General features: G+C 74.1%; 29 protein-coding genes. 15 read left to right on the top strand and 14 right to left on the bottom strand.

Annotated elements, in window-relative coordinates; translation table 11 throughout:
- Positions 1–144: 144 nt before the first annotated feature.
- Genes BLS43_RS11830 through aroA form a run of 4 tightly spaced genes read right to left on the bottom strand, consistent with a single transcriptional unit; the run spans position 145 to position 4,647 of the window.
- Positions 145–1,521, bottom strand: coding sequence for a serine/threonine-protein kinase (locus BLS43_RS11830; protein WP_218129792.1), 1,377 nt, complete (start codon positions 1,519–1,521; stop codon positions 145–147).
- 10 nt (positions 1,522–1,531) lie between these two features.
- Entirely contained in the window at positions 1,532–2,320 is a 789-nt protein-coding gene (locus BLS43_RS11825; RefSeq protein ID WP_143030014.1) for an SCO4651 family lipoprotein, read from the bottom strand.
- Positions 2,321–2,348: 28 nt separating this feature from the next.
- Positions 2,349–3,371, bottom strand: a complete 1,023-nt coding sequence (rsgA, locus tag BLS43_RS11820; RefSeq protein ID WP_093082401.1) for a ribosome small subunit-dependent GTPase A — start codon at positions 3,369–3,371, stop codon at positions 2,349–2,351.
- A 13-nt stretch (positions 3,372–3,384) separates the two neighbouring features.
- The gene (aroA, locus tag BLS43_RS11815; protein ID WP_245707438.1) at positions 3,385–4,647 is read right to left on the bottom strand and encodes a 3-phosphoshikimate 1-carboxyvinyltransferase; all 1,263 of its coding nucleotides are present in this window, start codon (positions 4,645–4,647) and stop codon (positions 3,385–3,387) included.
- A 39-nt stretch (positions 4,648–4,686) separates the two neighbouring features.
- On the opposite strand from aroA, the gene BLS43_RS11810 reads away from it, so the two are divergent.
- Together BLS43_RS11810 and BLS43_RS11805 are read left to right on the top strand one after the other, a co-directional pair.
- Positions 4,687–5,499, top strand: a complete 813-nt coding sequence (locus BLS43_RS11810) for an SOS response-associated peptidase (RefSeq protein ID WP_093082390.1) — start codon at positions 4,687–4,689, stop codon at positions 5,497–5,499.
- Positions 5,496–6,119, top strand: a complete 624-nt coding sequence (locus BLS43_RS11805) for an alpha/beta hydrolase family protein (protein WP_093082386.1) — start codon at positions 5,496–5,498, stop codon at positions 6,117–6,119. The genes BLS43_RS11810 and BLS43_RS11805 overlap by 4 nt, the downstream gene beginning before the upstream one ends.
- Positions 6,120–6,461: 342 nt before the next feature.
- Here the strand turns inward: BLS43_RS11805 and ybaK are convergent, their stop codons facing one another.
- A complete protein-coding gene (gene ybaK / locus BLS43_RS11800) occupies positions 6,462–6,938 on the bottom strand; it encodes a Cys-tRNA(Pro) deacylase (protein WP_093082381.1) in 477 nt (158 codons plus the stop codon).
- A 183-nt stretch (positions 6,939–7,121) separates the two neighbouring features.
- Between ybaK and BLS43_RS11795 the strand changes: the two genes are divergently transcribed.
- On the top strand, positions 7,122–7,754 hold the full coding sequence (locus tag BLS43_RS11795; protein WP_093082376.1) for a sigma-70 family RNA polymerase sigma factor: 633 nt from the start codon (positions 7,122–7,124) through the stop codon (positions 7,752–7,754).
- A complete protein-coding gene (gene rsrA, locus BLS43_RS11790) occupies positions 7,751–8,074 on the top strand; it encodes a mycothiol system anti-sigma-R factor (RefSeq protein WP_093082371.1) in 324 nt (107 codons plus the stop codon). Before BLS43_RS11795 ends, rsrA begins: the two co-directional genes overlap by 4 nt.
- A 58-nt stretch (positions 8,075–8,132) precedes the next feature.
- Here the strand turns inward: rsrA and BLS43_RS31985 are convergent, their stop codons facing one another.
- Positions 8,133–8,207, bottom strand: a complete 75-nt coding sequence (locus tag BLS43_RS31985; protein WP_370467464.1) for a 50S ribosomal protein bL37 — start codon at positions 8,205–8,207, stop codon at positions 8,133–8,135.
- A gap of 60 nt (positions 8,208–8,267) precedes the next feature.
- Here BLS43_RS31985 and BLS43_RS11785 point away from each other — a divergent pair, with 60 nt between their 5' ends.
- Complete coding sequence (locus tag BLS43_RS11785; RefSeq protein ID WP_093082367.1) at positions 8,268–9,767, top strand: sensor histidine kinase; 1,500 nt, start codon at positions 8,268–8,270, stop codon at positions 9,765–9,767.
- A gap of 207 nt (positions 9,768–9,974) precedes the next feature.
- Here the strand turns inward: BLS43_RS11785 and BLS43_RS11780 are convergent, their stop codons facing one another.
- Together BLS43_RS11780 and BLS43_RS11775 are read right to left on the bottom strand one after the other, a co-directional pair.
- Complete coding sequence (locus BLS43_RS11780; RefSeq protein ID WP_093082363.1) at positions 9,975–10,226, bottom strand: WhiB family transcriptional regulator; 252 nt, start codon at positions 10,224–10,226, stop codon at positions 9,975–9,977.
- A gap of 473 nt (positions 10,227–10,699) precedes the next feature.
- Positions 10,700–11,650, bottom strand: a complete 951-nt coding sequence (locus BLS43_RS11775; RefSeq protein ID WP_093082358.1) for a diacylglycerol/lipid kinase family protein — start codon at positions 11,648–11,650, stop codon at positions 10,700–10,702.
- Positions 11,651–11,673: 23 nt separating this feature from the next.
- Between BLS43_RS11775 and BLS43_RS11770 the strand changes: the two genes are divergently transcribed.
- Positions 11,674–12,063 (top strand): hypothetical protein, encoded by a 390-nt coding sequence (locus tag BLS43_RS11770; protein ID WP_093082353.1) that lies wholly within the window; start codon positions 11,674–11,676, stop codon positions 12,061–12,063.
- Here the strand turns inward: BLS43_RS11770 and BLS43_RS11765 are convergent.
- Both BLS43_RS11765 and BLS43_RS11760 read right to left on the bottom strand, forming a co-directional pair.
- Positions 12,049–12,549 (bottom strand): GNAT family N-acetyltransferase, encoded by a 501-nt coding sequence (locus tag BLS43_RS11765; protein ID WP_245707437.1) that lies wholly within the window; start codon positions 12,547–12,549, stop codon positions 12,049–12,051. The two genes, BLS43_RS11770 and BLS43_RS11765, sit on opposite strands and share 15 nt — an antisense overlap.
- The gene (locus BLS43_RS11760) at positions 12,546–13,136 is read right to left on the bottom strand and encodes an acid phosphatase (protein WP_093082350.1); all 591 of its coding nucleotides are present in this window, start codon (positions 13,134–13,136) and stop codon (positions 12,546–12,548) included. The genes BLS43_RS11765 and BLS43_RS11760 overlap by 4 nt, the downstream gene beginning before the upstream one ends.
- Positions 13,137–13,229: 93 nt before the next feature.
- Here BLS43_RS11760 and BLS43_RS11755 point away from each other — a divergent pair, with 93 nt between their 5' ends.
- The 6 genes from BLS43_RS11755 to BLS43_RS11730 all read left to right on the top strand — a co-directional run bounded on the left by BLS43_RS11755 (position 13,230) and on the right by BLS43_RS11730 (position 18,905).
- Positions 13,230–13,838 carry a carboxymuconolactone decarboxylase family protein gene (locus BLS43_RS11755; protein WP_093082346.1) on the top strand — a complete coding sequence of 203 codons (609 nt, stop codon included), beginning with the start codon at positions 13,230–13,232 and terminating at the stop codon, positions 13,836–13,838.
- Positions 13,839–13,921: 83 nt separating this feature from the next.
- Positions 13,922–15,082 (top strand): globin domain-containing protein, encoded by a 1,161-nt coding sequence (locus BLS43_RS11750; protein WP_093082341.1) that lies wholly within the window; start codon positions 13,922–13,924, stop codon positions 15,080–15,082.
- 38 nt (positions 15,083–15,120) lie between these two features.
- Positions 15,121–16,713 (top strand): CocE/NonD family hydrolase, encoded by a 1,593-nt coding sequence (locus BLS43_RS11745; RefSeq protein ID WP_093082337.1) that lies wholly within the window; start codon positions 15,121–15,123, stop codon positions 16,711–16,713.
- A 17-nt stretch (positions 16,714–16,730) separates the two neighbouring features.
- Positions 16,731–17,300, top strand: a complete 570-nt coding sequence (locus BLS43_RS11740; protein ID WP_093082332.1) for a helix-turn-helix domain-containing protein — start codon at positions 16,731–16,733, stop codon at positions 17,298–17,300.
- A gap of 10 nt (positions 17,301–17,310) precedes the next feature.
- Entirely contained in the window at positions 17,311–18,204 is an 894-nt protein-coding gene (locus BLS43_RS11735) for an ABC transporter substrate-binding protein (RefSeq protein WP_093082327.1), read from the top strand.
- Positions 18,201–18,905, top strand: coding sequence for a siderophore-interacting protein (locus BLS43_RS11730; RefSeq protein ID WP_093082322.1), 705 nt, complete (start codon positions 18,201–18,203; stop codon positions 18,903–18,905). The genes BLS43_RS11735 and BLS43_RS11730 overlap by 4 nt, the downstream gene beginning before the upstream one ends.
- Before the next feature lie 14 nt (positions 18,906–18,919).
- Here BLS43_RS11730 and BLS43_RS11725 read toward each other — a convergent pair whose 3' ends face one another.
- The 3 genes from BLS43_RS11725 to BLS43_RS11715 all read right to left on the bottom strand — a co-directional run bounded on the left by BLS43_RS11725 (position 18,920) and on the right by BLS43_RS11715 (position 21,191).
- A complete protein-coding gene (locus tag BLS43_RS11725) occupies positions 18,920–19,435 on the bottom strand; it encodes an OsmC family protein (protein ID WP_093082317.1) in 516 nt (171 codons plus the stop codon).
- A 307-nt stretch (positions 19,436–19,742) separates the two neighbouring features.
- On the bottom strand, positions 19,743–20,078 hold the full coding sequence (locus BLS43_RS11720) for a VOC family protein (RefSeq protein WP_093082312.1): 336 nt from the start codon (positions 20,076–20,078) through the stop codon (positions 19,743–19,745).
- 75 nt (positions 20,079–20,153) lie between these two features.
- Positions 20,154–21,191 carry a glycoside hydrolase family 113 protein gene (locus BLS43_RS11715; RefSeq protein ID WP_093082307.1) on the bottom strand — a complete coding sequence of 346 codons (1,038 nt, stop codon included), beginning with the start codon at positions 21,189–21,191 and terminating at the stop codon, positions 20,154–20,156.
- Positions 21,192–21,249: 58 nt separating this feature from the next.
- On the opposite strand from BLS43_RS11715, the gene BLS43_RS11710 reads away from it, so the two are divergent.
- Positions 21,250–21,864 (top strand): TetR/AcrR family transcriptional regulator, encoded by a 615-nt coding sequence (locus BLS43_RS11710; protein WP_093082302.1) that lies wholly within the window; start codon positions 21,250–21,252, stop codon positions 21,862–21,864.
- Between the two features lie 112 nt (positions 21,865–21,976).
- Here the strand turns inward: BLS43_RS11710 and sodN are convergent, their stop codons facing one another.
- Complete coding sequence (gene sodN / locus BLS43_RS11705) at positions 21,977–22,384, bottom strand: superoxide dismutase, Ni (protein ID WP_093082297.1); 408 nt, start codon at positions 22,382–22,384, stop codon at positions 21,977–21,979.
- 79 nt (positions 22,385–22,463) lie between these two features.
- Here sodN and BLS43_RS11700 point away from each other — a divergent pair, with 79 nt between their 5' ends.
- Together BLS43_RS11700 and BLS43_RS11695 are read left to right on the top strand one after the other, a co-directional pair.
- Entirely contained in the window at positions 22,464–22,772 is a 309-nt protein-coding gene (locus BLS43_RS11700; protein WP_281245827.1) for a S26 family signal peptidase, read from the top strand.
- A 154-nt stretch (positions 22,773–22,926) separates the two neighbouring features.
- Positions 22,927–24,105, top strand: coding sequence for an NAD(P)-dependent malic enzyme (locus BLS43_RS11695; RefSeq protein ID WP_093082292.1), 1,179 nt, complete (start codon positions 22,927–22,929; stop codon positions 24,103–24,105).
- The last annotated feature ends 47 nt before the right edge of the window (positions 24,106–24,152 follow it).

Genomic DNA, 24,152 nt, shown 5'->3' with positions numbered 1-24,152 from the left:
GTTCAGGACCGAACTCGGCGGCCCAGCCACCCGTGGGCGGCGTTGCCACCCCGGCCGAGTACGCCCGGTACGAGACCGGGGCGGCGCCTTGCCCACGAGTGGCTGGATCCCCCGATTCCGGCCCCAACGTTCCTGGACGGGGCACTAGAACCAGCGGTAGGCGGTGCGGGACATCGAGAATCCGTGTCCGCTCGTGCCCACCCGGCATTCGATGCCCGTTTGTCGGCTCGTGCACGTGATGTCCCCGACGCGCAGGGACCGGCCGTAGTCGAGGACCGGGCCGGTGCCGAACACGGTGTCGCCGTGGCAGACGAAGTCCGGGCGGTCGGTGCCCGCCACCGTGAGCGCGTCCCCCCACACGCCCTCGCAGTCCGCCGGGCGGGTCGGGATCGTCGTCGGGTCCCAGGCGGACTCGGCGATGTCGCAGCGCACCGACTGCGGGGCGACGAGGCACGCGATGTTGCCGCTGGGGCTGGTGAAGCCGGTGGTCGTGGTCGCCACCCGGACGTCCTCCGTCGTCGGCGGGGCGACGGCGGTCGGCTGCGCCACGGGCGTCGGGTCCGGTGGGGTCGCCGGGGCCGCACCGAACGCACCCAGTGCCGCGGCGGTGCCGGCCCCGGCCCCCGCCACCACCAGCGCGACGAGGCCCGCGACGAGCGGCCTGCGCCACCGCGGCGCCCGCGCGACCGCCCGGCCACTCGACGGCGTCAACGTGGCGGGCAGCCAGCCGTCCGTCGGGCGGCCGGGGCCGAGCGCGGCCCGGATCGCCGCCGTGTCCGGCCTGCGGGCGGGATCGCGGTCCAGGCACGACCGGACCAGGCCCCGGAGCGGCTCGGGGATCCCGGACAGGTCGGGGTCGGTGTGGACGGTGCGGTAGAGCAGGGCGTTGACGTCCCCGGTCCCGAACGGGGCCCGTGCCGTCGCGGCGTAGGCGAGGACGCCGCCGAGCGCGAAGACGTCCCCGGCGGGCTCGGAGCGGGCGTGGGTGATCTGTTCGGGCGCGATGAACCCCGGCGACCCGACGACGGCGCCGGTGCGGGTCAGCACCGTCGCGTCGGCGGCGCGGGCGATCCCGAAGTCGATGACCTTCGGCCCGTCCGCCCCGAGCAGCACGTTCGCGGGCTTGAGGTCGCGGTGGACGATCCCGGCGGCGTGGATGGCGCTCAGCGCCTCCGCGAGCCCGATCCCGAGCAGCCGGACCTGCTCGACGGGCATCGGTCCGTGCAGCCCGACGGCCTCGCGCAGGGACGGCGCGGGGACGTACTCGGTGGCCATCCAGGGCGGGTCGGCCTCGGCGTCCGCACCGAGCAGCGCGGCGGTGTAGGGACTGTGCACCCGGGCCGCCGCCCGGATCTCCTGCCCGAACCGGGCCCGGAACTCGGGGTCGCCCGCGAGGTCGGACCGCACGACCTTCACCGCGGCGGTCCCCGCCCGCCCGCGGCCCAGGTACACCCGGCCCATCCCGCCCTCGCCGAGCAGGCGCGTCAGCGTGAAGCCGCCGATGCTGCGTGGGTCCGCCACACTCGTCAGATTAGGGGGTGGTGATCGTGACCGGGGCGCCCCAGTCCCGGTAGTCGGCGGTGAGGGTCAGGGTGCCGATGCCGGGCAGGCTCTGCCGCGCCTCGCTGCGCAGCGGGCGGTTCGCCGCGTCGATCCACAGGGTGGAGGAGATCCGCGTGAGGCCGCTCTCGACCTGGCCGCGCAGGGCCTGTGCCACGGCCGGGTCCGGTTCCTGCTCCGCGGCCCGCACCAGGTCGATCACCACCAGGTACCGCACCGCCTGCACACCGCCCACGGTGTCGTCCACAGCGTCGGCGACCAGGGCGGCGTCCCGGTAGCGGGCCAGGTTGGCCGTGGGGTCCGCGGTGTCGGCGAGGTTGGCCGCGACCGTGGCCCACTGCTTCTCGGGGGTGCCCGAGGCGGCCTGGTCGATGCGGACCCAGCCGGCCTCGTCCTGGCGGTAGACCTGGCCGCCGGGCAGCACCAGCATCGCGGCGCTCTGCGCCTGGCCGTCGGTGGTGACGGTCTGGGTGAACTGGGCCGCGAGCCCGCTCTGCTCCACCCGCAGCGCCCCGTCCCCCGCGACCTCGGCGGCGGGCCCACCGGCGTCGACGTGTCCGGACAGGCGCAGGGCCGCGGTGCGGTCGGTGCGCTGGCGCACCGTGACCGCGGTCAACAGGTCCTCGGCGGCGTAGTACTTCGGGAGGCCGGAGCCCGCGCTCTCCGTGGAGTTGCCGCGGGCGCAGGAGATCACGGAGGCGAGCACGGCGAGCAATGCGCAGGCCGCCAGGACCAGTGTCCTCCCCCGGAACTCCCGCATCGTCCCCCCTGAAACGGAAGCTCCGAGGCTAGCGCTCCGCTGCCGGGGTGCCCGGGGGAGCGGCGCGGAGTGCGACGAGCACGCGGCGCAGCGCGCCGAGTCGCCCGGGCTGCAGGGTGCCGTCGGCGACCAGCGCGTCGAGCGCGCACTCCGGGTCGGCGGGCGGCCCGAGGTGTCCACAGCCGCGTGGACAGTCCTCCACGGCGTGGGCGAGGTCGTCGAACGCGGCGATGACCGCGTCCGGCGTGACGTGGGCCAGCCCGAAGCTGCGCACGCCGGGGGTGTCGACCACCCACCCGTCCGCGCCGCCGCCGAGCGGGAGCGCGAGCGCCGCGGTGGTGGTGTGTCGGCCCTTGCCGACCCCGGACACCACCCCGGTCCGTTGCGCGGCGTCCGGCACGAGCGCGTTGACCAGCGTGGACTTGCCGACGCCGGAGTGCCCGACCAGCGCGGACACCTGGCCGTCGAGCAGGGCGGCGAGCTCGGTGGGGAACTCGCCGCGCCGGGTGACCACGACGGGGAACTCCAGCTCCGCGTAGCGCCCGGCGAACGGCCCGGGGTCGGCGAGGTCGGACTTGGTCAGGCACAGCACCGGCCGCAGGCCGCCCGCGAACGCGGCGACCAGGCAGCGGTCGACGAACCCCTCCCGCGGCTCCGGGTCGGCCAGCGCGGTGACGATGACGAGCTGGTCGGCGTTGGCCACCACGAGGCGCTCGAAGGGGTCGGTGTCGTCCGCGGTGCGGCGCAGGACGGTCCGACGCTCCTCGACGCGCACGATGCGGGCCAGCGTGTCCGGCTTCCCGGAGAGGTCGCCGACGAGCCCCACCCGGTCCCCGACGACGATCGGGGTGCGGCCCAGCTCGCGCGCCCGCATCGCGGTGACCGGCGGCGCCTCGGGATCCGCGTGCGGGGCGCAGGTCCACCGGCCGCGGTCGACGACCGTGACCATGCCCTCGACCGCGTCGGCGTGGTCGGGGCGGCGTTTGGTGCGCGGGCGGGAGCCCCGGCCGGGGCGGACCCGGACGTCGGTCTCGTCGTACTCGCGGGCCATCAGGACACCAGCCCTAACCGACCAGCTCTGCCCAGCGCCCCGGGAAGTCCGGGATGGTCTTGGCGGTGCAGTCGACGTCGTCCACGGTCACCCCCGGGACCCGCAGCCCGACGATCGCGCCCGCCGTCGCCATCCGGTGGTCGGCGTAGGCGCGCCACGGTGCCCCGGCGAGCGTGCCGGGCCGGATGCGCAGCCCGTCCTCGGTCTCCTCGACCTGCGCGCCGACCGCGCTGAGCTCGGCCCGCAGGGCCGCCAGCCGGTCCGTCTCGTGGCCGCGGATGTGCGCGACCCCGCGGATCACGCTGGGCGAGTCCGCCAACGCGGCCAGCGCGGCGACGGTCGGGGTGAGCTCGGAGGCCTCGTGCAGGTCGACGTCGATGCCGTGCAAGTCGCCGCCCCGGACGGTCATGCCCTCGGCGCGGGCCTCCACGGCGGCGCCCATCCGCTCCAGGACCTCGAGGATCTCGGTGCCCGGCTGCGTGGACTCGGCGGGCCACCCGGTGACCGTGACCTCGCCGCCGGTCGCGGCGGCGGCGGCCAGGAACACCGACGCGTTGGACAGGTCGGGCTCGACGGCCCAGGTCCGGGCCGCGATCGGGCCGGGCTCGACGCGCCAGGTGTTCGGCTCTCCGCTCGATTCAGGGTCGGCGACGGTGACCCCGGCCTCGCGCAGCATCGCGACGGTCATGTCGATGTGCGGCAGGCTCGGGACCGGCTTGCCGTCGTGGTGCACGGTCAGGCCCTTGTCGAAGCGGGCGCCCGAGAGCAGCAGGCCGGACACGAACTGGCTCGACGCCGACGCGTCGATCGTCACGTCGCCGCCGGGCAGCCCGCCCACGCCGTGCAGCACGAAGGGGAGCCGGTCGCCGTCGACCACGGCGCCGAGGGCGCGCAGGGCGTCGAGGACCCCCGCCATGGGCCGTTCGCGGGCGTGCGGGTCGCCGTCGAAGACCACCGGGCCGTCGGCCAGCGTCGCGGCGGGCGGCACGAACCGCATGACGGTGCCGGCGAGGCCGCAGTCCACCGTGCCGCCGCCGCGCAGCGTGCCCCCGTCGATCGTCACGGTGTCGCCCTCGACCAGCACCGTGAGCCCGAGCGAGCGCAGCGCGCCGCACATCAGCGCCGAGTCCCGGGTGGCGGGCACGCCGTGGACCACCGAGCGGCCGTGCGCGAGGCCGGACAGGAGCAGCGCCCGGTTGGTCACGGACTTGGAGCCGGGCACGGACACCGTGCCGCGGACGGGGGCGGTGGGCGTGGGGGCGGTCCAAGGCTGCACGCACCCATGATTCCGCATGCGCCGTGCCACGATGGACCCATGTGCGGGAGGTACGCCTCGACGAAGGCACCCACGGACCTGGCCGAGGAGTTCACGGCGGTCGACGCGGTGACCGAGAAGGCGGGCGAGGAGCGGGGGCCGGACTACAACGTCGCGCCGACGCGGGACGTCGTCGCCGTCGTGCAGCGGCATCCGCGAGACGCGGACGGCACCCCGGACCCGGACACGACCGAGCGGTCGTTGCGGCTGGTCAGGTGGGGTCTCGTGCCCTCCTGGGCCAAGGACCCGTCCGCGGGCGCCCGGATGATCAACGCGCGCAGCGAGACCGCCGCCGAGAAGCCCGCCTTCCGGCGCGCGCTGGCCGCCCGCCGCTGTCTGCTCCCGGCGGACGGCTGGTACGAGTGGCAGCGCCGCGCCGCCACCAAGGACCACAAGGCGTCCAAGCAGCCCTACTTCACCCGGTACGCGGACGGCCGGTCGCTCGCCATGGCCGGGCTCTGGGAGTTCTGGAGGCCGAAGGACGGCGAGCTGCTGGAGAAGTACCCGCACGGCCTGGTCACGGCCACGGTGCTGACCACCGAGGCCGTCGGGCCGCTGGCGCAGGTGCACGACCGGATGCCGCTCGTCCTGCCCCCGGACGCCTGGGCGGCCTGGCTGGACCCGGACACCGACGGGAAGGACGCGGAGGTGGCGCGGTGGCTGGCGCCGCCGTCGCCCGAGCTCGTGCGGACGCTGCGGATCGTGCCCGTGTCCGACAAGGTCAACTCGGTGCGGAACAACAGCCCCGAGCTGCTGGAGGAGATCGACCCGAGCCAGGTCGAGGAGCCGATCCAGCTCGACCTGCTGTCGTGAGCTCGCTGCCCGACCTGCCGCCCGCCGAGACCCGGGAGATCGCCACCCCGCACGGCCCCGCGCGAGTGCACGTCCGGCTCGCCCCCGACGCGCGGGCGATGCTGATCATGGGCCACGGCGCCGGGGGCGGCGTGGACGCGCCGGACCTGCGCGCCGCGGCGCGGGCGGCGCTGTCCGTGGGTGTGTCGGTGGTCCTGTCCGAGCAGCCCTACCGGGTCGCGGGCCGCCGCGCCCCCGCTCCGGCGGCGCAGCTGGACACGGCCTGGCTGGCGGTGGTCTCCGCGTGTCGCGCCGAGTTCGGGGGCCCGCTGTTCTTCGGCGGTCGCAGCTCCGGCGCCCGCGTCGCGTGCCGCTGCGCCGCGGCCGGGGGAGCGGTCGGGGTGGTCTGCCTCGCCTTCCCGGTCCACCCCCCGGGCAAGCCGGAGAAGCACCGCCTCGCCGAGATCGACGCCGTCACGGCACCGGTCCTGGTCTTCCAGGGCGACAAGGACCCCTTCGGCATGCTCGACGGCACCACGACACGAGAGGTAGTGGTGGTGGAAGGCGACCACTCCCTGCGGAAGGCGCCCCCGCTCGTCGAATCGCGGCTGCCGGAGTGGCTCGAGCGCCACCTGCCCTGAGCCCGCCCCGACGAGTGTCACAGGAGCGCTCCTGTGAGTGCGCTCCCGTGACGCTCGCCGTCGATGATCCATCCCAGTGTCAGTCGATGATCCATCCCAGTGTCACAGGAGCGTCGTGGCAGGTGCGCTCCGGTGACTCTCGCGCCGAGCGTGACGGGAGTGTTGTGGCGGGTGCGCTCGTGTCACGCTCGCTGCCGCTGATCCATCCGAGTGTCACAGGAGCGTTGTGGCGATCGCGCTCCGGTGACGCTCGTCAGGAGTGGAGGCGACGGGTGTCACGGGGGCGTGCTCCGCGGTGCGGTCGCGTGACGTTCGGAACGATCATGTTCGGGGCCGCGGTGGTCAGGGGGCGGCGATCGGGGCGACGCGGGCGTCGGTGGCTCTGACCAGGTCGTCCGGGGCGAGCTCCACCTCCAGGCCGCGCCTGCCCGCGCTGCAGAAGATCGTCTCGTGGGTGCGGGCGGTGGCGTCGAGCACGATCGGCAGCCGCTTCCTCTGCCCCAGCGGGGAGATGCCGCCCGCGACGTAGCCGGTGGCGCGCTCGGCTGCGGCGACGTCCGCCATCTGCGCCTTCTTCCCCCCGACGGCGGCGGCGAGGGCCTTCAGGTCGAGGGTGGCGTCCACGGGGACCACCCCGACGGTCAGGTGACCGTCCACCGAGGCGACGAGCGTCTTGAACACGCGGCCCGCCGCCAGCCCGAGCGCGTCGACCGCCTCCTGGCCGTACGCCGCGCCGCTCGCGTGCTCGTAGGAGTGGAGGGTGAAGTCGACCTTCAGCCTGGTCAACAACGCCGTCGCCGGTGTACCCCGCCCCGCCACGCCGTCATCCTCTCCCGAAGGTCGGGAATCCCCGACCAGCCGATCGTGTTGTGACCGTACGTGACTCAGGCATTGATGGAGGCGCCTCCCCTTCGGCTGCCGCGACGGCCGGGCGGAGGACGCGTAGGCTTGTCCCTCGCAGACTCGCCGGCCACGCCCGTGGCCGTTCGGGAGAGGAGCGCGGTGCCGGACGAGACGGTCGGGGAGGACCTCGACAGGGCTCCCGAGGAGACCGAGGCCGAGCGCGCGGCGCGCTTCGAGCGGGACGCCATGCCCATGCTCGACCAGCTGTACGGCGCGGCCCTGCGGATGACCCGCAACCCGGCGGACGCCGAGGACCTGGTCCAGGAGACGTACCTGAAGGCCTACTCGGCCTTCCGGACCTTCCGCGAGGGCACGAACCTCAAGGCCTGGCTGTACCGGATCCTCACGAACACCTACATCAACGGCTACCGCAAGCGGCAGCGCCAGCCCCTGCAGTCCCCCACGGACGAGATCACCGACTGGCAGCTCGCCCAGGCCGGGGAGCACAGCTCCACCGGGCTGCGGTCCGCCGAGGTCGAGGCGCTGGACAACCTCCCGGACTCGGACGTCAAGGAAGCCCTTCAGCGGCTTCCCGAGGACTTCCGGATGGCGGTATACCTGGCGGACGTCGAGGGGTTCGCCTACAAGGAGATCGCCGAGATCATGGGCACGCCGATCGGGACCGTGATGTCGCGCCTGCACCGTGGGCGGCGCCAGCTCCGCGACATGCTGACCGACACCGCCATCGAGCGCGGGTTCATCCGGGGCGAGCAGGAGGTGGCCAGCTCATGAGCTGCGGGGAGCACCACGACACCGACTGCTCCGAGGTGCTCGCCGAGGTGTGGTTGTACCTCGACGGCGAATGCGACAAGGAGCGCCGCGCGGTCCTGGTCCAGCACCTGGACGAGTGCTCGCCCTGCCTGGCGGAGTACGGGCTGGACGAGAAGCTCAAGCAGCTGCTCGCGCGCAAGTGCAGCGGCGAGACCGCGCCGGAGACGCTGAAGGCGAAGCTGCGCAAGCAGATCCTGCAGCAGGCGCAGGTGAGCGTCGAGTCCGGGCCGGGCGGGACGACCGTCGAGGTCCGCACCACGCGCATCGAACGCTCCGTCTAGAACGACACGAGGCCGGCATCCCGATCGGGTTGCCGGCCTCCGTCGTCACGAGCGGGCCTCAGGTGTTGGGCCGCTTGCCGTGGTTCGCGCCGCCCTTCTTGCGGTCGCGACGCTTGCGCGCACGCTTCGACATGCTCAACCCTCCTTCTACCGTGGGAACTGACACAAGTGTCCCACGTGGTTGGATCGAGCCGTGGCGACCCTGAGCGAACTGCTTGCCGAGCACTCGAGCCTGTCCGGGGACGCCGTCGAGCACCTGCAGCGCGTGGTGGCCGAGTGGCAGCTGCTGGCGGACACCTCGTTCGCCGACTTCCTGCTCTGGATCCCGTTGCCGCGGGACGCGGACCACCAGATGGCGGGCGGACCACAGGAGTTCCTCTGTGTGGCCCAGGCCCGTCCGACGACGGCGCCGACCGCCCACTCCGAGGACGCGGTGACCGCGCGGGTCGCCCCGCGGGACAACCCGCAGCTGCTGCGGGCGGTCGTCGAGGGGCGGATCTGCCGCGAGGAGGAGCCGCGCTGGCACATGGAGGTCCCGGTCCGCCGGGAGACCATCCCCGTGCGCCACCGCGGCCGGGTGATCGCGGTGCTCTCCCGCGACACCAACCTCGCCATGCCGCGGGTGCCGAGCCCGCTGGAGATCGCCTACCTGGGCAGCGCCTCCGACCTCTGCCAGATGATCGCCGACGGCACCTTCCCGGCGACCTCCGCCGCGGCGGGCGCGGATACGAGCCCGCGCGCCGGGGACGGCCTCATCCGGTTGGACGCGCACGGCATCGTCGCCTACGCCAGCCCGAACGCGTTGTCCGCCTACCACCGGATGGGCCACGACACCGACCTCGTCGGCATCCCGCTGGCGCCGCTGACCAAGAACCTCGTGCGGGACCCGTTCGACGCCAGCGAGGTCGCCGCCCGCATCCAGGCCGCGCTCGACGGCCGCACGTCGCTGCGGATGGAGGTGCGCACCCGCGGCGCGGTCATGCTCGTCCGGGCGCTGCCGCTGCGCCCGCGCGGCGACGCGGCGGGCGCCCTGGTGCTGGTCCGCGACATCACCGACCTGCGCCGCCGCGACCAGGCCCTGCTCAGCAAGGACGCCACGATCCGGGAGATCCACCACCGGGTCAAGAACAACCTGCAGACGGTCGCGGCGCTGCTGCGGCTGCAGGCCCGGCGCACCGAGATCCCGGAGGCGCGCCGCGCCCTGGAGGAGAGCGTCCGGCGGGTCACCTCGATCGCGCTGGTCCACGAGGCCCTGGCGTACTCGGTGGCCGAGATGGTCGACCTCGACGAGCTGGTGGACACGGTGCTGCCCGCGATCGGGGACGGCGCCACCGCGGAGGTGCGTGCGAAGGTCCGCCGCGACGGCACGCTCGGCACCCTGAACTCGGCGATGGCGATCCCGCTGGTGCTGGTGCTGACCGAGCTCGCGCACAACGCCCTGGCCCACGCCTACGAGCCGGGCCAGACCGGGGAGGTGGTGGTGCGGGCGACCCGCACGGCCGCGACCCTGGAGGTCGTCGTCGCGGACGACGGCCGCGGCATGCCCGAGGGTTTCGACCTCGACACGGCGAAGGGGCTGGGGCTGCAGATCGTGCGGACCCTGCTCACCGAGCTGGAGTCGACGATCACGCTCCGGCCGCGTCCGGGCGGCGGAACCGAGGCCCTTATCACGGTCCCGATGGCGGCGCGCTAGCCTAACGACGTGACCGTCCGAGGATCCCGGTGCCGAGGTCGCGCCGGTGCCGTGGTCCGAGGTCACGGGATCCGTCGGGTGCGGTGACATCCGGCGGACACACAAGAAGCGGGCCCGGTGCCGATGGCGTTCGGCTACCGGGCCCGCTTTCTTGGTGTCTTGTCGGTGTCGGGTGCGCCGCCTCGGCGGCTGCGCGTGCGACGCCGCTCAGGCGGTGCGGGCGCGGGTGCGCGCGTTGCGGCGCTTGAGCGCGCGGCGCTCGTCCTCACTCATGCCGCCCCAGACGCCCGCGTCCTGGCCACTCTCGAGGGCCCACGCGAGGCACTCGGTGACGACGGGGCAGCGGCGGCAGACGGTCTTCGCCTCGGCGATCTGCAGGAGGGCCGGGCCGGAGGTCCCCACGGGGAAGAACAGCTCGGGGTCCTCGTCGCGGCAGATAGCGCGGTGACGCCAATCCATGATCGTGAATCTCCTCGTACTGGCGATCGGGGTTCGCGCCGATCGCACGGCTGTGTGACACGGTTGTTCCGCGCTTGTGAATGGTTTCACGAGCGTCGTCGCTCTTCAAGGGACAAGAGCCGGCCGGGTGAGCACTCTCACCCACACTTCGTCACGTCGTCCGACACGTTCAGTCACCGCATCGATACACCGTGACGAAGAGCGACGGTTGAATCCCTGCCCGGCGACTCCGGGGTTACCCCCGACTCCTCCGGACCATGCGGGTTCTCGTCTCTCAACGGGACCCCGCTGTCGTCCCTCGATCTCGCAGGACCTACCTTGGATCACGGCACCGTCGGATGCGAGCCCATTGCTGCCCGGCGGTCAGCGAGCATCGGTGAATGGCCTGGACGTGTCACTCATCGGAGTGAGACGGCTCGCCGGACTGCGACGAGGGGCGTCTCTCGTACGACGACGCGACTCTCCGTCATCGGTCAACACACGACGCGTAGCGCCCCGGGCACCGACAGGAACTCGACGTCCGTGCGTGATCCCAGGTGGTCACCGTCCAGCTGGAGCGCCAACGGCTCCTCCGAACGGATCCTGATGGAGGGAACGCGGTCCTGGCGCACGATGTTCCGCCCGTGCGGGTCCCCGTCCGGCGCGAGGATGTGGCGCAGGGTCGAGTAGATCGTGGGGAAGCCCAGGTGGCGCAGGGCGAACAGGGCCAGCCCCGTGCCGAACGTGGCCCCCGGGTTGGTGCGGACCGGCCGCCCGGCGAGGTAGGTCCAGGGGTCGGTGTTGCTCACGAAGGCGAGCCGGACGTCCTCCAGCGGCGCGGCACCGGGCACCTCGATCGTCATCGAGGCGGGGTGGCGCCGCTGGCGCAGGTACTCGCCGACCGCGGTGCCCGCGTAGCGCAGCGGGCTGGCCTCGCGGCCGGACGCCCGCTGCTTCTCCACGGCGGCGACGACGTCCGCGTCCCACCCCAGGCCCGCGTTGAAGGTGAACCAGCGGTCGTCCGCCCGGCCGAGCCCGACCAGGGTGCTGCTGCGCCGCTCCAGGGCCGCCAGGATGGCGCCGGTGGCCTCCACGGGGTCCCGCGGCAGGCCGAGGGCGCGGGCGAAGACGTTCGCCGACCCGCCGGGCACGACGGCGAGCGCGGGGCGGTCGGGGTCGCTGCCGTCGGGCCTGCCGGGGCCGGTGGCCGTGCGGTCCACGAGCATGCCGTTGACGACCTCGTTCACGGTGCCGTCCCCGCCGAGGGTGATGATGAGCTCGATGCCCGCCGCGCAGGCCACGGCGGTGGCCTCCGCCGCGTGGCCGCGGTAGCGGGTCTCCAGCACGTCGAGCTTCAGCCTGCTGGCGAGGGCGTGGGTCAGGACGTCCCGTCCCGCCGGGGTCGTCGACGTCGCCCGGGGGTTGACGACGAGCAGCGCGCGCACGGTGCGACTGTAACCTGACCGTCGTGACCACCGTTCCGCCCCGCCAGGTCCGCGCCGCCGCCGCCCTCGTCGGCGTGGAGGCCTTGATCGGCCTGGTCACCGGGGTGCTGTACCTGTTCTTCTCCGGGCGCGGGTTCGGCACGCGGGCGGCCGAGGCCTCCTACTTCCTCCTCATCGCGGTGGCGCTCGGTGCGGTGGCCTGGTTCCTCTGGCGCGGCCACCACGGCGCGCGCACGCCCGCCATCGTGGCCCAGCTCGTCACCATCCCGATGATCTACAACGCGCTGCGCACGGGCGACTACGTGGTCGGGATCGCCGGGCTGTTCTTCGTGGTGGCCACGTTCATGCTGCTCATCAGCGAGCCCTCCCGCCGGTGGGCCGTCGGGGCGGACGAGGAGTCACGCTCCGAGTGACCGCAGCGCCTCGTCGGTGAGGCGGAAGGTCGTCCACTCGTCCATGCCGACCGCGCCGAGGGAGCGGTAGAAGCCGATGGACGGCGCGTTCCAGTCCAGCACGGACCACTCCAGCCGCGCGTAGCCCCGGTCGACGCACTCCCGGGCCAGCGCGGCGAGCAGGGCGCGACCGAGCCCGGAGCCGCGGTGGGCGGGCCGGACGTAGAGGTCCTCCAGATAGATCCCGTGGACGCCGCGCCAGGTGCTGAAGTTCAGGAACCACAGCGCGCAGCCGACGACCTCGTCCCCGACGAGCGCGACGTGCCCGAACAGCGCGGGGGAGGCCCCGAACAACGCGGCGTGCAGCTGCTCCCCGGTGAGGTGGCACTCGTGCAGCGCCTTCTCGTACTCGGCCAGCTCCCGCACCAGGCCGACGACGGCCGGGACGTCCGACGGCTCGACCCTCCTGACGGCCGGTTCCGCCCGCTCCACCTCGGCCCGGATCACGACGGCACCACCAGGTTGACCGCGTCGAGGCGGGGGACGCCGCGTTCGTCGCCGAGCACCGCCCACGCCGCCGGGTCCATCGCGATGTGCACCCCGCCGGTCGCGGGCAGCCCGATCCAGCGCGCGATCAGCACCCGGGAGAAGTGTCCGTGTCCCACGAGGACGACGTCTCCCTCGGCGAGCCACGGCCGGGCGTCCGCGAGCACCGCGTCCGCACGGGCGCCGACGGCGGCGGCGTCCTCGCCGTGCGGACACGGGTGCGTCCACACCGTCCAGTCCGGCACCGTCTCGCGGATCTGCGGGGTGGTGAGGCCCTCGTAGTCGCCGTAGTCCCACTCGTGGAGGCGCTCGTCGACCGCGTCCACCCGCAGCCCCGCGAGCTCCGCGGTCTCCCGGGCGCGGCGCCGCGGGCTGCTCAGCACCCGCACCGGGGGCGGGGCGTCCGGGCGCAGCGCCGCCAGCGTCGGGGCGGCCGCGGCCGCGAGCTCTCGACCCCGCTCGGTCAACGGGATGTCGGTGCGGCCGGTGTGCCGCCCGTTCTGTGACCACTCGGTCTGACCGTGGCGCAAGAGGAAGAGACGTCCCACCGGGCGAGCCTAGAGCCGAACGGCCCCTGGCCGGGCATCGCCACTCCCGGGTACCATTCGATCACCATCGGTGAGCGCCAGGGAGGTGGGCCCGTGCTCGATCGAGCGGTCACCGCCTTCCTGCAGGCGGGCTGTCGGATGATGTGGGGCTTCTCGCCGCGCATGATCCCGCACATCGTCGCGGCGATGGGGCCGTGGGGCGCGCTGCGGTGGTTCGCCGCGAACATGCCTCGCTACCTGGTCACCCTGCAGGTCCTCGGGGGCCAGCGGACGCACCTGGCGGGCATGGTCGTGAGCCTGCACAACGGCTGCCTCTACTGCGCCTACGGCCACGGTTACGCGCTGGAGCTGCTCTACCTGCGCGACCGCGACCGGCTCTTCCCGCTCGACGCGCGGACCCTCGAGTCCTGGATCGGCCTGTCCTCGCGCGAGCTCGCCGACCGGGTGCAGGACGTGCTGCGCACCGCCGGGATGCACGCCGAGGCGGTGTGGGCGGACACCACGGTCGCGCTGGTCCGCGGCGAGCAGCAGCCCGTCGACGCCGCCGAGCACCGCCTCGCGCATCTGGTCCGGATGTTCGGCACCATCAACCGGATCGCCGTGGAGGCGGGGTGTCACGCCCCGGACGAGGCGCAGAACCCCGTCAACAAGGACCTCGCGGTGAAGAAGCGCAACGCGGAGCTGCGGGCCACCTCCGTCTAGCACCGTGTAGCTCGGGCTCGGCGCACGATCGTCGGGGGCCTGGCTACGATGCGCCTCGTGGCGCCCCGTCGGTCCTCCCGCTCATGAGTCTCGACGACGCCGCCGTGCGTGCCTCGGGGCTCGAGGAGATCGCCCCCCACCTGCAGACCGCGCAGCGCAGCGTCGCCGCGCTGGGGATCGATCCCGAGACCTTCGTCCCGCGCTTCTACCGCACGCTGTTCGGCTACGCGCCGGGCCTGCGGTCGCTGTTCCCGCTGGCGATGGAGACGCAGCACTCGCGGTTCGGCCGGGCGCTGGTGCACGTGATCACGCACCTGGACGAGCCGTCGACGCTGATCGGCTTCCTCGCCCAGCTCGGCCGCGACCACCGCAAGTTCGACGTCCGGGACGAGCACTACGCGGTCGTCGGGCAGGCCCTGCTGGTGGCGCTGGCCGACACCGGCGGGGCGGCGTGGACGGACGAGGTGGCCCGGGCCTGGGCCCACACGTACGCGTTCCTCGCGGGCAGCATGCAGGCGGGCGCGCGCAGCGATCCCGGCCCGGCCTGGTGGGGGGCGACCGTCGTCGGGCACGAGCGGGTCGAGCGGGACCTGGCGGTCGTCCGGGTCCGCACGGACGAGCCGTTCGTCTACCGGGCGGGCCAGTACGTGACCGTCGAGACCCCGCAGCACCCGCGGCTGTGGCGCGCGCTGAGCCCGGCCGTCGCCCCCGACCGGTCCGGTGAGCTGGAGTTCCACGTCCGCGCGATCGGCTACGGGAGCGTGAGCCGCGGGATCGTGGCCTCGGCCCGGCCGGGGGACCGCTGGCGGATCGGGCCGCCGATGGGGGCGCTGGACCGCGCCGTCGTCCCCGGCCGGGAGCTGCTGATGATCGGCGGCGGCACGGGCATCAGCCCGATCCGGGCACTGGTGGAGCAGCTCGAACGGGCCGGTGGGCGCCCCGAGCGCGCGGTCGTGTTCTACGGGGCCCGCGACTGGGACTCGCTGCACGCGCTCGACGGCCTGCGCCGCACCAGCTACCGCAATCCGTGGCTGGACGTGGTGCCCGTCGTCGAGGAGCCGCCCGCGGTGCCCGGGCCGCTGGTCGGCAGGCTCGCGGACGTCGTCACCGGGTTCGGGTCCTGGGCCGACTGCGAGGTGGTGGTCTCCGGTTCGCCCGCGATGATCACCGCGACGATCCGCGCGCTGCGGGTCGCGGGCGCCTCGCTGGACCAGATCCACTACGACCCGTTCGTCACGGACTGATCCCGCCCGGGCGCCGCGAACAGCGCTACGGTCGAGGGGTGATCGCTGCGCTCGCCGACCGTGCCCTGGGCCTCGAGCCCGGCCGCGTCCGCTTCACCCGCCGTGAGGTCCGCACCCCGATGCCGGACGGGATCTCCCTGGTCGGGGACCTCTACCGGCCCGCGGAGGCCACCGGGCCGCTGCCGGTGGTGCTGATCCGGCTGCCCTACTCGCGGCAGGCCTTCGGCGCGATCATGGCGCAGCCGATGGCCCGCCAGGGCTTCCAGGTCCTGATGCAGTCCACCCGGGGGAGCTTCGGGTCCGGCGGGCAGTTCCGGCCCTTCCGGCACGAGCGGCCGGACGGGCTCGCGACCCTCGACTGGCTCCGCGAGCAGCCCTGGTGCGACGGCCGGATCGCCACCACGGGGGCGAGCTACTTCGGCCACACCCAGTGGATGGTGGCCGGGCAGGCGGACGTCGTGGCGATGGGGCTGCACATCACGGCCTCCCGGATGACCGACACCTTCTACCCGGGTGGCGCGCCGACCCTGCTCAACGGGCTGAACTGGTCCGCCTCGATCGGGAACCAGGAGAGCGACCTGCCGCTGCTCCCGCACCCGCTGCGGACGCGGCGCGTGCAGCAGGCGCTGCGCCGCATGCCGCTGCAGGCCGCGGACCTGGACGTCGCGGGGGCGCCCGTCGGCTTCTGGCGGGACTTCACCGGCCACGGCGACCCGGACGACGAGTTCTGGGAGGCCACCTACGGCGAGCGGGACCGGGACGTGCCGCCGGTCAGCATGGTCACCGGGTGGTGGGACCTGTTCGTCCACGCCCAGCTCAAGGACTTCCAGACGCTGCGCGAGTCCGGGGTGGACGCGCGGATCGTGGTCGGGCCGTGGCTGCACGGCGCGCCCGCCGAGCTGCGCGAGATCGTGCGCACGGACGTCGCGTTCCTCGACCACCACCTGCGCGGCGGCCCCGCCCCGGAGGGCGCCCGGGTGCGGCTGCACCTGCAGCAGGCGGACCAGTGGCTGGAGTTCGACGAGTGGCCGCCGCCCGCCACCCCCCACCCGCTCGACCTGGGCGCGCTGGCCGGCACGGAGTCCTCGACCTTCACCTACGACCCCGCCGACCCGACGCCCGCCGTCGGTGGCCCGTTGCTCACCAAGCCCGCCGAGCAGGCGGACCAGGGCCCGGTCGAGGTCCGCCCGGACGTCCTGCTGTTCACCGGCCCCGCGCTGGAGACCGACCTGGACGTGGTCGGCCCGGTCACCGCGCGGCTGTTCGTGCGGCCCTCGGTCGAGTACGCGGACGTCTACGTCCGCGTCTGCGACGTCGACGAGAGGGGCGTGTCCCGCAACGTCGTCGACGGGATCCGCAGGCTGGACCCGCGGTCGGTCCCGGCGAAGGACGTGACGGTGGGACCGGGCGGGGTCTGCGCGGTCGACCTGGAGCTGTTCCCCACCGCCTACCGGTTCCGCGCCGGACACCGGATCCGGGTCCAGGTGGCGGGCGGGGCGTTCCCGCGGTTCGCGCGCAACACGGGCACCGGCGAGCCGTTCGGCTCGGCGACCAGCGGTGTCCGCTGCCGGACCGAGGTCCTGCACTCGGCGTCGCACCCCTCCACGGTGACGCTGCCCGTCCTCGCGTGAGCGATCTCGACGCTCGCGTGAGCGATCTCGACGCCGTGCTCGACGCGGTCGGCCCCCGGCTGCGGGCGGCGCGCTCGGCCCGCGGGATGACCCTCGCCGAGGTCGGCGCCGAGACCGGCATCTCGGAGAGCACGCTGTCCCGGCTGGAGTCCGGTGGGCGTAAGCCGACCCTGGAGCTGCTGTTGCCGCTGGCCCGCGTCTACCGGGTGGCGCTCGACGAGCTCGTCGGCGCGCCCGAGACCGGGGACCCGCGCGTCCGCTTCACCCCCGTGCACCGGGACGGCCGCACCTACGTGCCGCTCAGCAGGCGGCCGGGTGGCGTCCAGGCGTTCAAGATGGTGATCCCGCCGGGCGGGGAGCCGGACCAGAAGGTCCACGAGGGCTACGAGTGGATGTACGTGCTGGAGGGCAGGCTGCGGCTCGTCCTCGGCGACCGGGACATGACGCTCGCGCCCGGCGAGGCCGCCGAGTTCGACACCCGGGTCCCGCACTGGTTCGGCGCGGCCGACACCCGGCCCGTCGAGCTGCTGGTGCTGTTCGGCACACAGGGGGAGCGGGCCCACCTGCGGGCGCGGGCCGGAGGTTAGGCTCACCTTCGTGATTCGTCGCCTGCTCCCCGCGGCGGTGGTCGGCCTCGCGCTGGCCGGGTGCGCGAGCACCCCGGCCGAGGACCCCGCCGCTGCCGCCACCCGCACCGTCACCCACGCCCACGGCACCACCGAGGTGCCCGCGGCACCCGCCCGCGTCGTCGTGCTCGAGCCGGTGCAGCTCGACACCACGGTCGCGCTCGGCGCGGTCCCGGTGGGCGCGGCCGTGCTCAGCGAGGCGGCGGGCGTGCCCGCGTACCTGAAGCCCGACGCCGACGCCGTCCAGACCGTCGGGACCGTGCCGACCCCGGACCTGGAGAAGATCGCGGCGCTGCGGCCGGACCTGATCCTGGGCACCGAGTCGCGGCACGCGGAGCTCTACGACCGGCTCGCCGCCGTCGCCCCGACCGTGTTCATGGCGAGCCAGGCCGATCCGTGGCAGGACAACGTCCGGTTCGTGGGCCGGGCCCTCGGCCGCGAGGCGGACGCGGAGGCACTGCTGGGCGCGTACACCGACCGGTGCGCCGAGGTCGGGGCGACGCACCCCGGGGGCACGGCGCAGCTCGTCCGCCCGCGCGACGGACAGCTGACCCTCTACGGGCCCGCCTCGTTCGCGGGCAGCACGCTGGAGTGCGCCGGTTTCCGCACGCCGCCGCGGGACTGGGAGGGCTCGATCTCGGTCGACCTCTCGCCGGAGCTGGTGCTGCAGGCACGGGCGGACCTCGTGGTCGTCACGGCCGCGAAGGCGGGCGACGAGAGCGCCGTCCCCGCCGAGATGGCCGCGGTGCGCGCCGAGGCCTTCCCGGACCTGCACGTGGTGGACCAGTCGATCTGGATCACCGGCGTCGGACCGCGGGGCGGGCAGGCGGTGCTCGACGACCTCGAGCGCCTGCTCGCCGGATGAGGTCGCTGTTCCGCACGACGGTCCGGGCGGTCACGCGGCCCTCGCCGGGCTTCGTGCGGGTCACCGTCGGCGGCCCGCAGCTGCGCCGGTTCGCGGCGGAGGGGGCGGACCAACGGGTGAAGGTCGTGGTGCCGGGCCCGGGCGCGTCCGGGCTCGGCGGCCCCGAGCCCGTGCCGCTCGCCGAGTGGCGGGCCCGCTGGCGCGCGCTGCCCGACCGGCCCGCGCTGCGGACGTACACGGTCGCCGCCGCCCGGCCCGAGGAGCTGGACCTGGACTTCTTCGTGCACGCCGCCCCCGGGCCTGCGAGCGCCTGGGCGCTGGAGGCTCGGCCGGGTGAGGAGCTGCTGATCTCCGGTTCGGACCGCCGCGCCGCGACGGGCCCGCTCGCCGTCCAGTGGGCGCCCGGCGCGGCCCGCCGCCTGCTGGTCGCGGGCGACGAGGCCGCGGTGCCGGCGATCCGGGCGATCGTGCGGAAGGTCGCCGGCGCCCCGATCGTGCTGGTCGCGGCCGCGGACCCCGCGGACGTGCTGGTGCCGGGAGCCGAGCACGTCGCCTCGCTGGTGGCGGCCCTCGACCGGCCGTGGCCGGTCGACTACGCCTGGGTCGCGGGGGAGACCTCGCAGATCGCGGAGATCCGCAGGCTGCTCGCCGGGGTCCCGGTGGTGCAGGCCCAGGGCTACTGGACGAGCGGCCCCCGCTGAGCGTCCGCCCCCGCTCAGGCCAGCCGGGACGCCACCGGGGTCGGGTTGCGGAACAGGTCCAGGACGGGGCAGTGCGCGTCCACCGCGTCCTTGAGCCGCGCGTAGTCCTCGGCGGGGGCCGGGCCCGTCAGCGTCACGAGCAGCCGCACCTCGCCGAATCCCGGCCGCACCGCGTCGTCCAGGCCGAAGAACCCGCGGACGTCCAGGTCGCCCTCGGTCTCGACGTGCACGTCGTCGACCGGGATCCCGAGCTTCGCCGCCCAGAACCGGTACGTGACGACCTGGCAGGACACCAGCGCCGCCAGGGCGGACTCGACGGGGTTGATCGCGGCGTCCTGGCCGCCGAGCGCGGGCGGCTCGTCGATGGTGACCTGGTGCCTGCCGATGCGCAGGTCGGTGCGGACGCCGTCCCCGCTGTCGCCGGTGGCGCGGAACAGCGCAGCGGCCTTGTCGGGGGCGTCGGCGACCGCAGCGGCGGTGGCGTCGACGATCGCGCGCAGCTCGAGGTCTCGGGAGGTGGTCGTGGTCATGGGGGTCTCCTGTCGCGGAAGGGGCGGGGTCAGCGGCCCCCGCGACAGAGGGCGGCCCCGGTCCGACACAGGTCGATGTGCCTGCGCTCGGTGAGGTGCCGCCGGATCACGGCCCGAGCACACGCGCTGCGGGCCGCCCCGTCAAGCCCCCTCCCGGATGGCGAGCGGCGGCCCCGAATGTCCGGCCCGGCATGTCCGGCCCGGAATGTCCGGCCCGGCATCCCCTGATCCACCGAAGGGGAGCGGGCCGGTCGATCTCCGACCGCACCGCTCCCGACGAGTGGATCACTGGCCCGCGGCCCGCCCGTCACGGGCCGGTGAAGACGACCCGGTTGCCGTCGGGGTCGTCGAGCCGGAGGATGCGCGACGACGTCGCCTGCTCGGGGGTCGCGTCGGCGATCCCGGCCGCGGTGAGGCGCGCGGCGAGCGCGTCGAGATCGCTCTCGTCCAACACCATGGAGCTGCGGCCCGCGCGGTCGGGTTCGGCCCAGACCTGGACGCCGAAGGTGTCCGACAGGTGCCACTCGAGGAGACCGTCCATGGGGGTCGCATCGGGCGCACACCCGAACAGTCGCTCGTACCACTCCCGTGCGACGTCGAGGTCGCTCACGGTGGACTGGGCGAGTAGTCGGTCGATGCTCATCACGCCTCCGCACTGCCGGACCCGGGAACGGTCGAGTCATACCCGCGGGGCGAGCCGGGCAACCCCGGTCGGCCGTCAGGCTTGCGGCCGGGTCCGGGTCCGGCCGTACTCGGCCAGTGCGGTGAAGGCGGCCTTCGGCTCCCACGGCATCCCGGGGTGGGTGCGTCCGGTGTGGCCCGGGGGGAGGACCCTGACGATCCCGAAACTCCCCAGGTCGAAGTCCTGCTCGGGATCGTCGGACGTCGGCAGGTGCCGGCAGGCGAAGGTGTACACGAAGGCGGTGTCCACCCCGCCCGCGTCGTAGACCCCGAGGAGGTCGAGCAGGTAGCCGGCCTGTTCGGCTTCGTTGCGCTCGACGGCCTCGGTCAGGTGCGTCGCCCGTCCGCTCTGCTCGTCGTAGCCGATGACGTCCCCACGGCTGCCCCGGTCGGCGGCCCCGGTGAAGGGGGCGCAGCCGAACTCGGTGACCGCGAACGGCTTGCCCTGAGCGGTCATCGCGGCGAGGGTGGCCGGGAGGCCGGCGGCGTTGGTGGCGTCCCGGTAGCCGGCGTCGGTCGCGATGAAGTCGAAGGGCGCCCAGTCCACCGCCTCCAGAGGGAGCGATGCGTACCCTATGGGTCCGCCGAATCGCGCGCGGGCGCCGTCGAGGGCCCGGGCCAGCAGGGCGTTCGTCCTGCGCTGCACCTCCGGGAGGACCTCCCGGAGGCGCGCGGGGTCCGCGAGCACGGCGGACCGCTCGGACAGCGTCGCCCCGGGCATCAACCCGATCGTCATGATGCTGATCTCCGATCCGGTGAGGAACCGGACCTCCGCCCCCTCCCGTCGGATCCGTTCGGCGCGCTCGGCGGCGTCGAGGAGGAAGTCCAGCAGCTCGTCGGTGGTCAGGTCGTGGGTGAACGGGCAGTACCAGACCTCCAGTCCGACGGCCGCCGCGTGCCGGGCGGCGATCTCCAGCCGGTCCGCGACCCCGCCGGTGATCCGCACGGCGTCCGCGCGCAGCTCCTCACGGATGATCCGCATGTCCTCGCCGACGATGTCGGGGTCGAACGGTTCGTGGGTCGTGCTCCCGCAGCTCGTGAAGCCGGTGTCGTAGGTGACGCCCCAGGCGCGCATCGCGACCTCCTCAAGGTACTGGGCGTACCGTATCAGGCGAGAAGGTACGCTCCGTACCGTGACGGTGGGGCGGCGGAGAGGCGCGGAGCTGGAGGAGGCGATCCTGCGTGCGGCCGCCGAGGAGCTCCGTGCGTCCGGGTACGCCGGCATGACGATGGACAAGGTCGCTCGGCGCGCCGGCACGAACAAGAACGCGATCTACCGGCGTTGGCCGCAGCGGGCCGCACTCGGTGTCGCCGCCTACAAGTACGTGGCGGACGCGCGGACGCCCACAGTGGACACGGGCAGTCTCCGTGGCGACGCCCTGGAACTGCTGCGGCAGGCCAACGCCACGTGGTCCTCGCCCCACGGGGCGGTGCTGCGTGATCTCCTGGCGGCCGCCGCGGACGAGCCCGCCCTACTCGAGCTGCTGCGCGAGCAGGCGGGAGGCGGCGCGCTGAGCGCCGCCTGGTTCACGCTCCTGGGTCGGGCGGTGGCGCGCGGCGAGGCGCCCCCGGAGGCGGTGCAGCCGCGGGTGGCGGCCCTGCCGATGACGGTGCTGCGCGGCGAGTACGCCCTGCGTGGTGTCCCGGCCGTGCCGGACGAGGTCCTTGTGGAGATCGTCGACGAGATTTACCTGCCGCTGATCCGTGGACGGGGTCTGCCCTGCCCGAAGCCTCAGCCCGCCGGCTGACGAGGGGCACTCCCCGATCCCCGGATCGTCCCGAGGACCCCCGACGACGCGAAGCGGCGCCGACCCGCGGGAACGCGTCCCGCCGATCGGCGCCGCTCGTCAGACCCTGGGCTCAGGCGGCCTGCTTGGTCTCCCAGAAGATCTTGTCGATCTGGGAGATGTAGTCCAGCAGCTCCTGGCCCGTCTTCGGGTCGTTGGAGCCCTTGGTGCCTGCGGCGCCCGCGGCCTTGGTGGCCTTGTTGAACAGCTCGTGCAGCTCCGGGTACTTCTCGAAGTGCGGCGGCTTGAAGTAGTCGGTCCACAGCACCCAGAGGTGGTGCTTCACGAGGTCGGAGCGCTGCTCCTTGATCTCGATGGCACGGGCGCGGAAGTCCACGTCCTCGTTGCCCTGGTACTTCTCCTGGATGGCCTTGACGGACTCGGCCTCGATGCGCGCCTGGGCCGGGTCGTACACGCCGCAGGGGAGGTCGCAGTGCGCGGTGGCCTCCAGCCGCGGGCGGAGAATGCGGGGCAGCCGCATGGGTCCTCCCTGGTGGTGATCTTCTCTGGCAGGGCCGACCCTACTCTCGGGGGTCGGCCGGAGGCATCGCGAGAGGTGGGTGATTGATCTGGCAACGAGATGGCGGCGGGTGACCGTGCGCGGCCCGTCCATGTCCACCACCCTGTCCGACGGGGACGTCGTCCTGGTCCGGTTCGGACGGACCGCCCGCCCGGGTGACGTCGTGCTCGTCCGCTGGTCGGCGCGTCCGCAGCAGCTGTCGGTCAAGCGCGCGACGCGGCCGGAGGGCGGCGGCTGGTGGGTCGAGGGCGACAACCCCTTCGGCTCCACCGACTCGCGCACGCTCGGCCCGGCGGAGGTCGTGGCCGTCGTCACGCACAGGATGTGGCCCCGCCCACGACGACTCTGAGGTACCGTCCTCCCCCAGTACCCGACAGCCCATCCTCGTGGTCTCGTCGCCGACCCGCGGCGAACCGACGAGGGGCCGTCCGGCACCCGTCCGGCGAGACCCCGCCCGGAGGTGCAGGCGCTCTTCACCGCACCCGATCTTCCGGAGCTCTCCCGTGACCCTCTCTCCCGAGCGCACCCTGCCCACCCGCGACGAGATCTTCGCCGCGCACGAGGGCGGCAAGCTCTCCACCGGCCTCGCCACCCCGCTGCGGGACGCGCGCGACCTGGCCATCGCCTACACCCCCGGCGTCGCGGACGTCAGCCGGGCGATCGCCGCCGATCCCGCCCTGGCCCGGCGCTACACCTGGACCGACCGGCTGGTCGCGGTGGTCAGCGACGGCACCGCCGTGCTGGGCCTGGGCGACATCGGCCCGCGCGCGAGCCTGCCGGTCATGGAGGGCAAGTCCGCGCTGTTCAAGACCTTCGGCGAGCTGGACTCGATCCCGCTGGTCCTGGACACCACGGACGTCGACGAGATCGTCGAGACCCTGGTGCGGCTGCGCCCCAGCTTCGGCGCGGTCAACCTCGAGGACGTCGCGGCGCCGCGCTGCTTCGAGCTCGAGCGCAAGCTGATCGAGGCCCTGGACTGCCCGGTCATGCACGACGACCAGCACGGCACCGCGATCGTCCTGCTCGCGGCGGTGAAGGGGGCGTGCGCCGCGACCGGGCGGGACCTCGCCGGCCTGCGGACGGTCATCTCCGGGGCGGGGGCCGCCGGGGTCGCGTGCGCGCGGATCCTGCTCGCGGCCGGGGCGTCGGACGTCGTGGTCCTCGACTCCCGGGGCGTCATCGACACCGCCCGGGGCGGGGAGAAGGGCGCGCTCGCGGCCGAGACCAACCCGCGCGGGGTCACCGGCGGGATCGCCGAGGCGATGCGCGGCGCGGACGTGTTCGTCGGGCTGTCCAGCGCCACGCTCCCGGAGGAGCTGCTGGCCACCATGGCGCCCGACCCGTTCGTGTTCGCGCTGTCCAACCCGGACCCGGAGATCCACCCGTCCGCGGCGGGCCGGTACGCCTCGGTCGTGGCCACCGGGCGCAGCGACTTCCCGAACCAGATCAACAACGTCCTCGCCTTCCCCGGCGTCTTCCGCGGCGCGCTCGACGCCGGGGCGCGCCGGATCACCGAGGCGATGAAGCTGGCCGCCGCGGAGGCGATCTTCTCCGTCGCCACGGACGACCTGGCGGTGGACCGGATCGTGCCGAGCCCGTTCGACCCGCGCGTCGCGCCCGAGGTCGCGGCGGCGGTCGCGCAGGCCTGGGCCGCGGGGTCTACCGGGAGTGATCGGCGGTAGCAGCCCCACCAGGGGCTCTTCCGCCGGTCGGCCCAGCCGATCACGCA

It is taken from the genome of Pseudonocardia oroxyli, from assembly GCF_900102195.1.
Lineage (GTDB): Bacteria > Actinomycetota > Actinomycetes > Mycobacteriales > Pseudonocardiaceae > Pseudonocardia > Pseudonocardia oroxyli.
The sequence above is the reverse complement of the archived record's forward strand: the minus strand, read 5'-3'. Positions and strand labels throughout refer to the sequence as shown.

Bases quoted from the DNA above. Each gene is read 5' to 3' on its own strand.
- BLS43_RS11720 (WP_093082312.1), bottom strand. From the start codon at position 20,078: ATGAGCATCGACCGACTACTCGCCCAGTCCACCGTGAGCGACCTCGAC.
- rsrA (WP_093082371.1), top strand. From the start codon at position 7,751: ATGAGCTGCGGGGAGCACCACGACACCGACTGCTCCGAGGTGCTCGCC.
- BLS43_RS11715 (WP_093082307.1), bottom strand. From the start codon at position 21,191: ATGCGCGCCTGGGGCGTCACCTACGACACCGGCTTCACGAGCTGCGGG.
- BLS43_RS11825 (WP_143030014.1), bottom strand. From the start codon at position 2,320: ATGCGGGAGTTCCGGGGGAGGACACTGGTCCTGGCGGCCTGCGCATTG.
- rsgA (WP_093082401.1), bottom strand. From the start codon at position 3,371: ATGGCCCGCGAGTACGACGAGACCGACGTCCGGGTCCGCCCCGGCCGG.
- BLS43_RS11780 (WP_093082363.1), bottom strand. From the start codon at position 10,226: ATGGATTGGCGTCACCGCGCTATCTGCCGCGACGAGGACCCCGAGCTG.
- BLS43_RS11750 (WP_093082341.1), top strand. From the start codon at position 13,922: ATGAGTCTCGACGACGCCGCCGTGCGTGCCTCGGGGCTCGAGGAGATC.
- BLS43_RS11730 (WP_093082322.1), top strand. From the start codon at position 18,201: ATGAGGTCGCTGTTCCGCACGACGGTCCGGGCGGTCACGCGGCCCTCG.
- BLS43_RS11725 (WP_093082317.1), bottom strand. From the start codon at position 19,435: ATGACCACGACCACCTCCCGAGACCTCGAGCTGCGCGCGATCGTCGAC.
- BLS43_RS11810 (WP_093082390.1), top strand. From the start codon at position 4,687: ATGTGCGGGAGGTACGCCTCGACGAAGGCACCCACGGACCTGGCCGAG.
- sodN (WP_093082297.1), bottom strand. From the start codon at position 22,384: ATGCGGCTGCCCCGCATTCTCCGCCCGCGGCTGGAGGCCACCGCGCAC.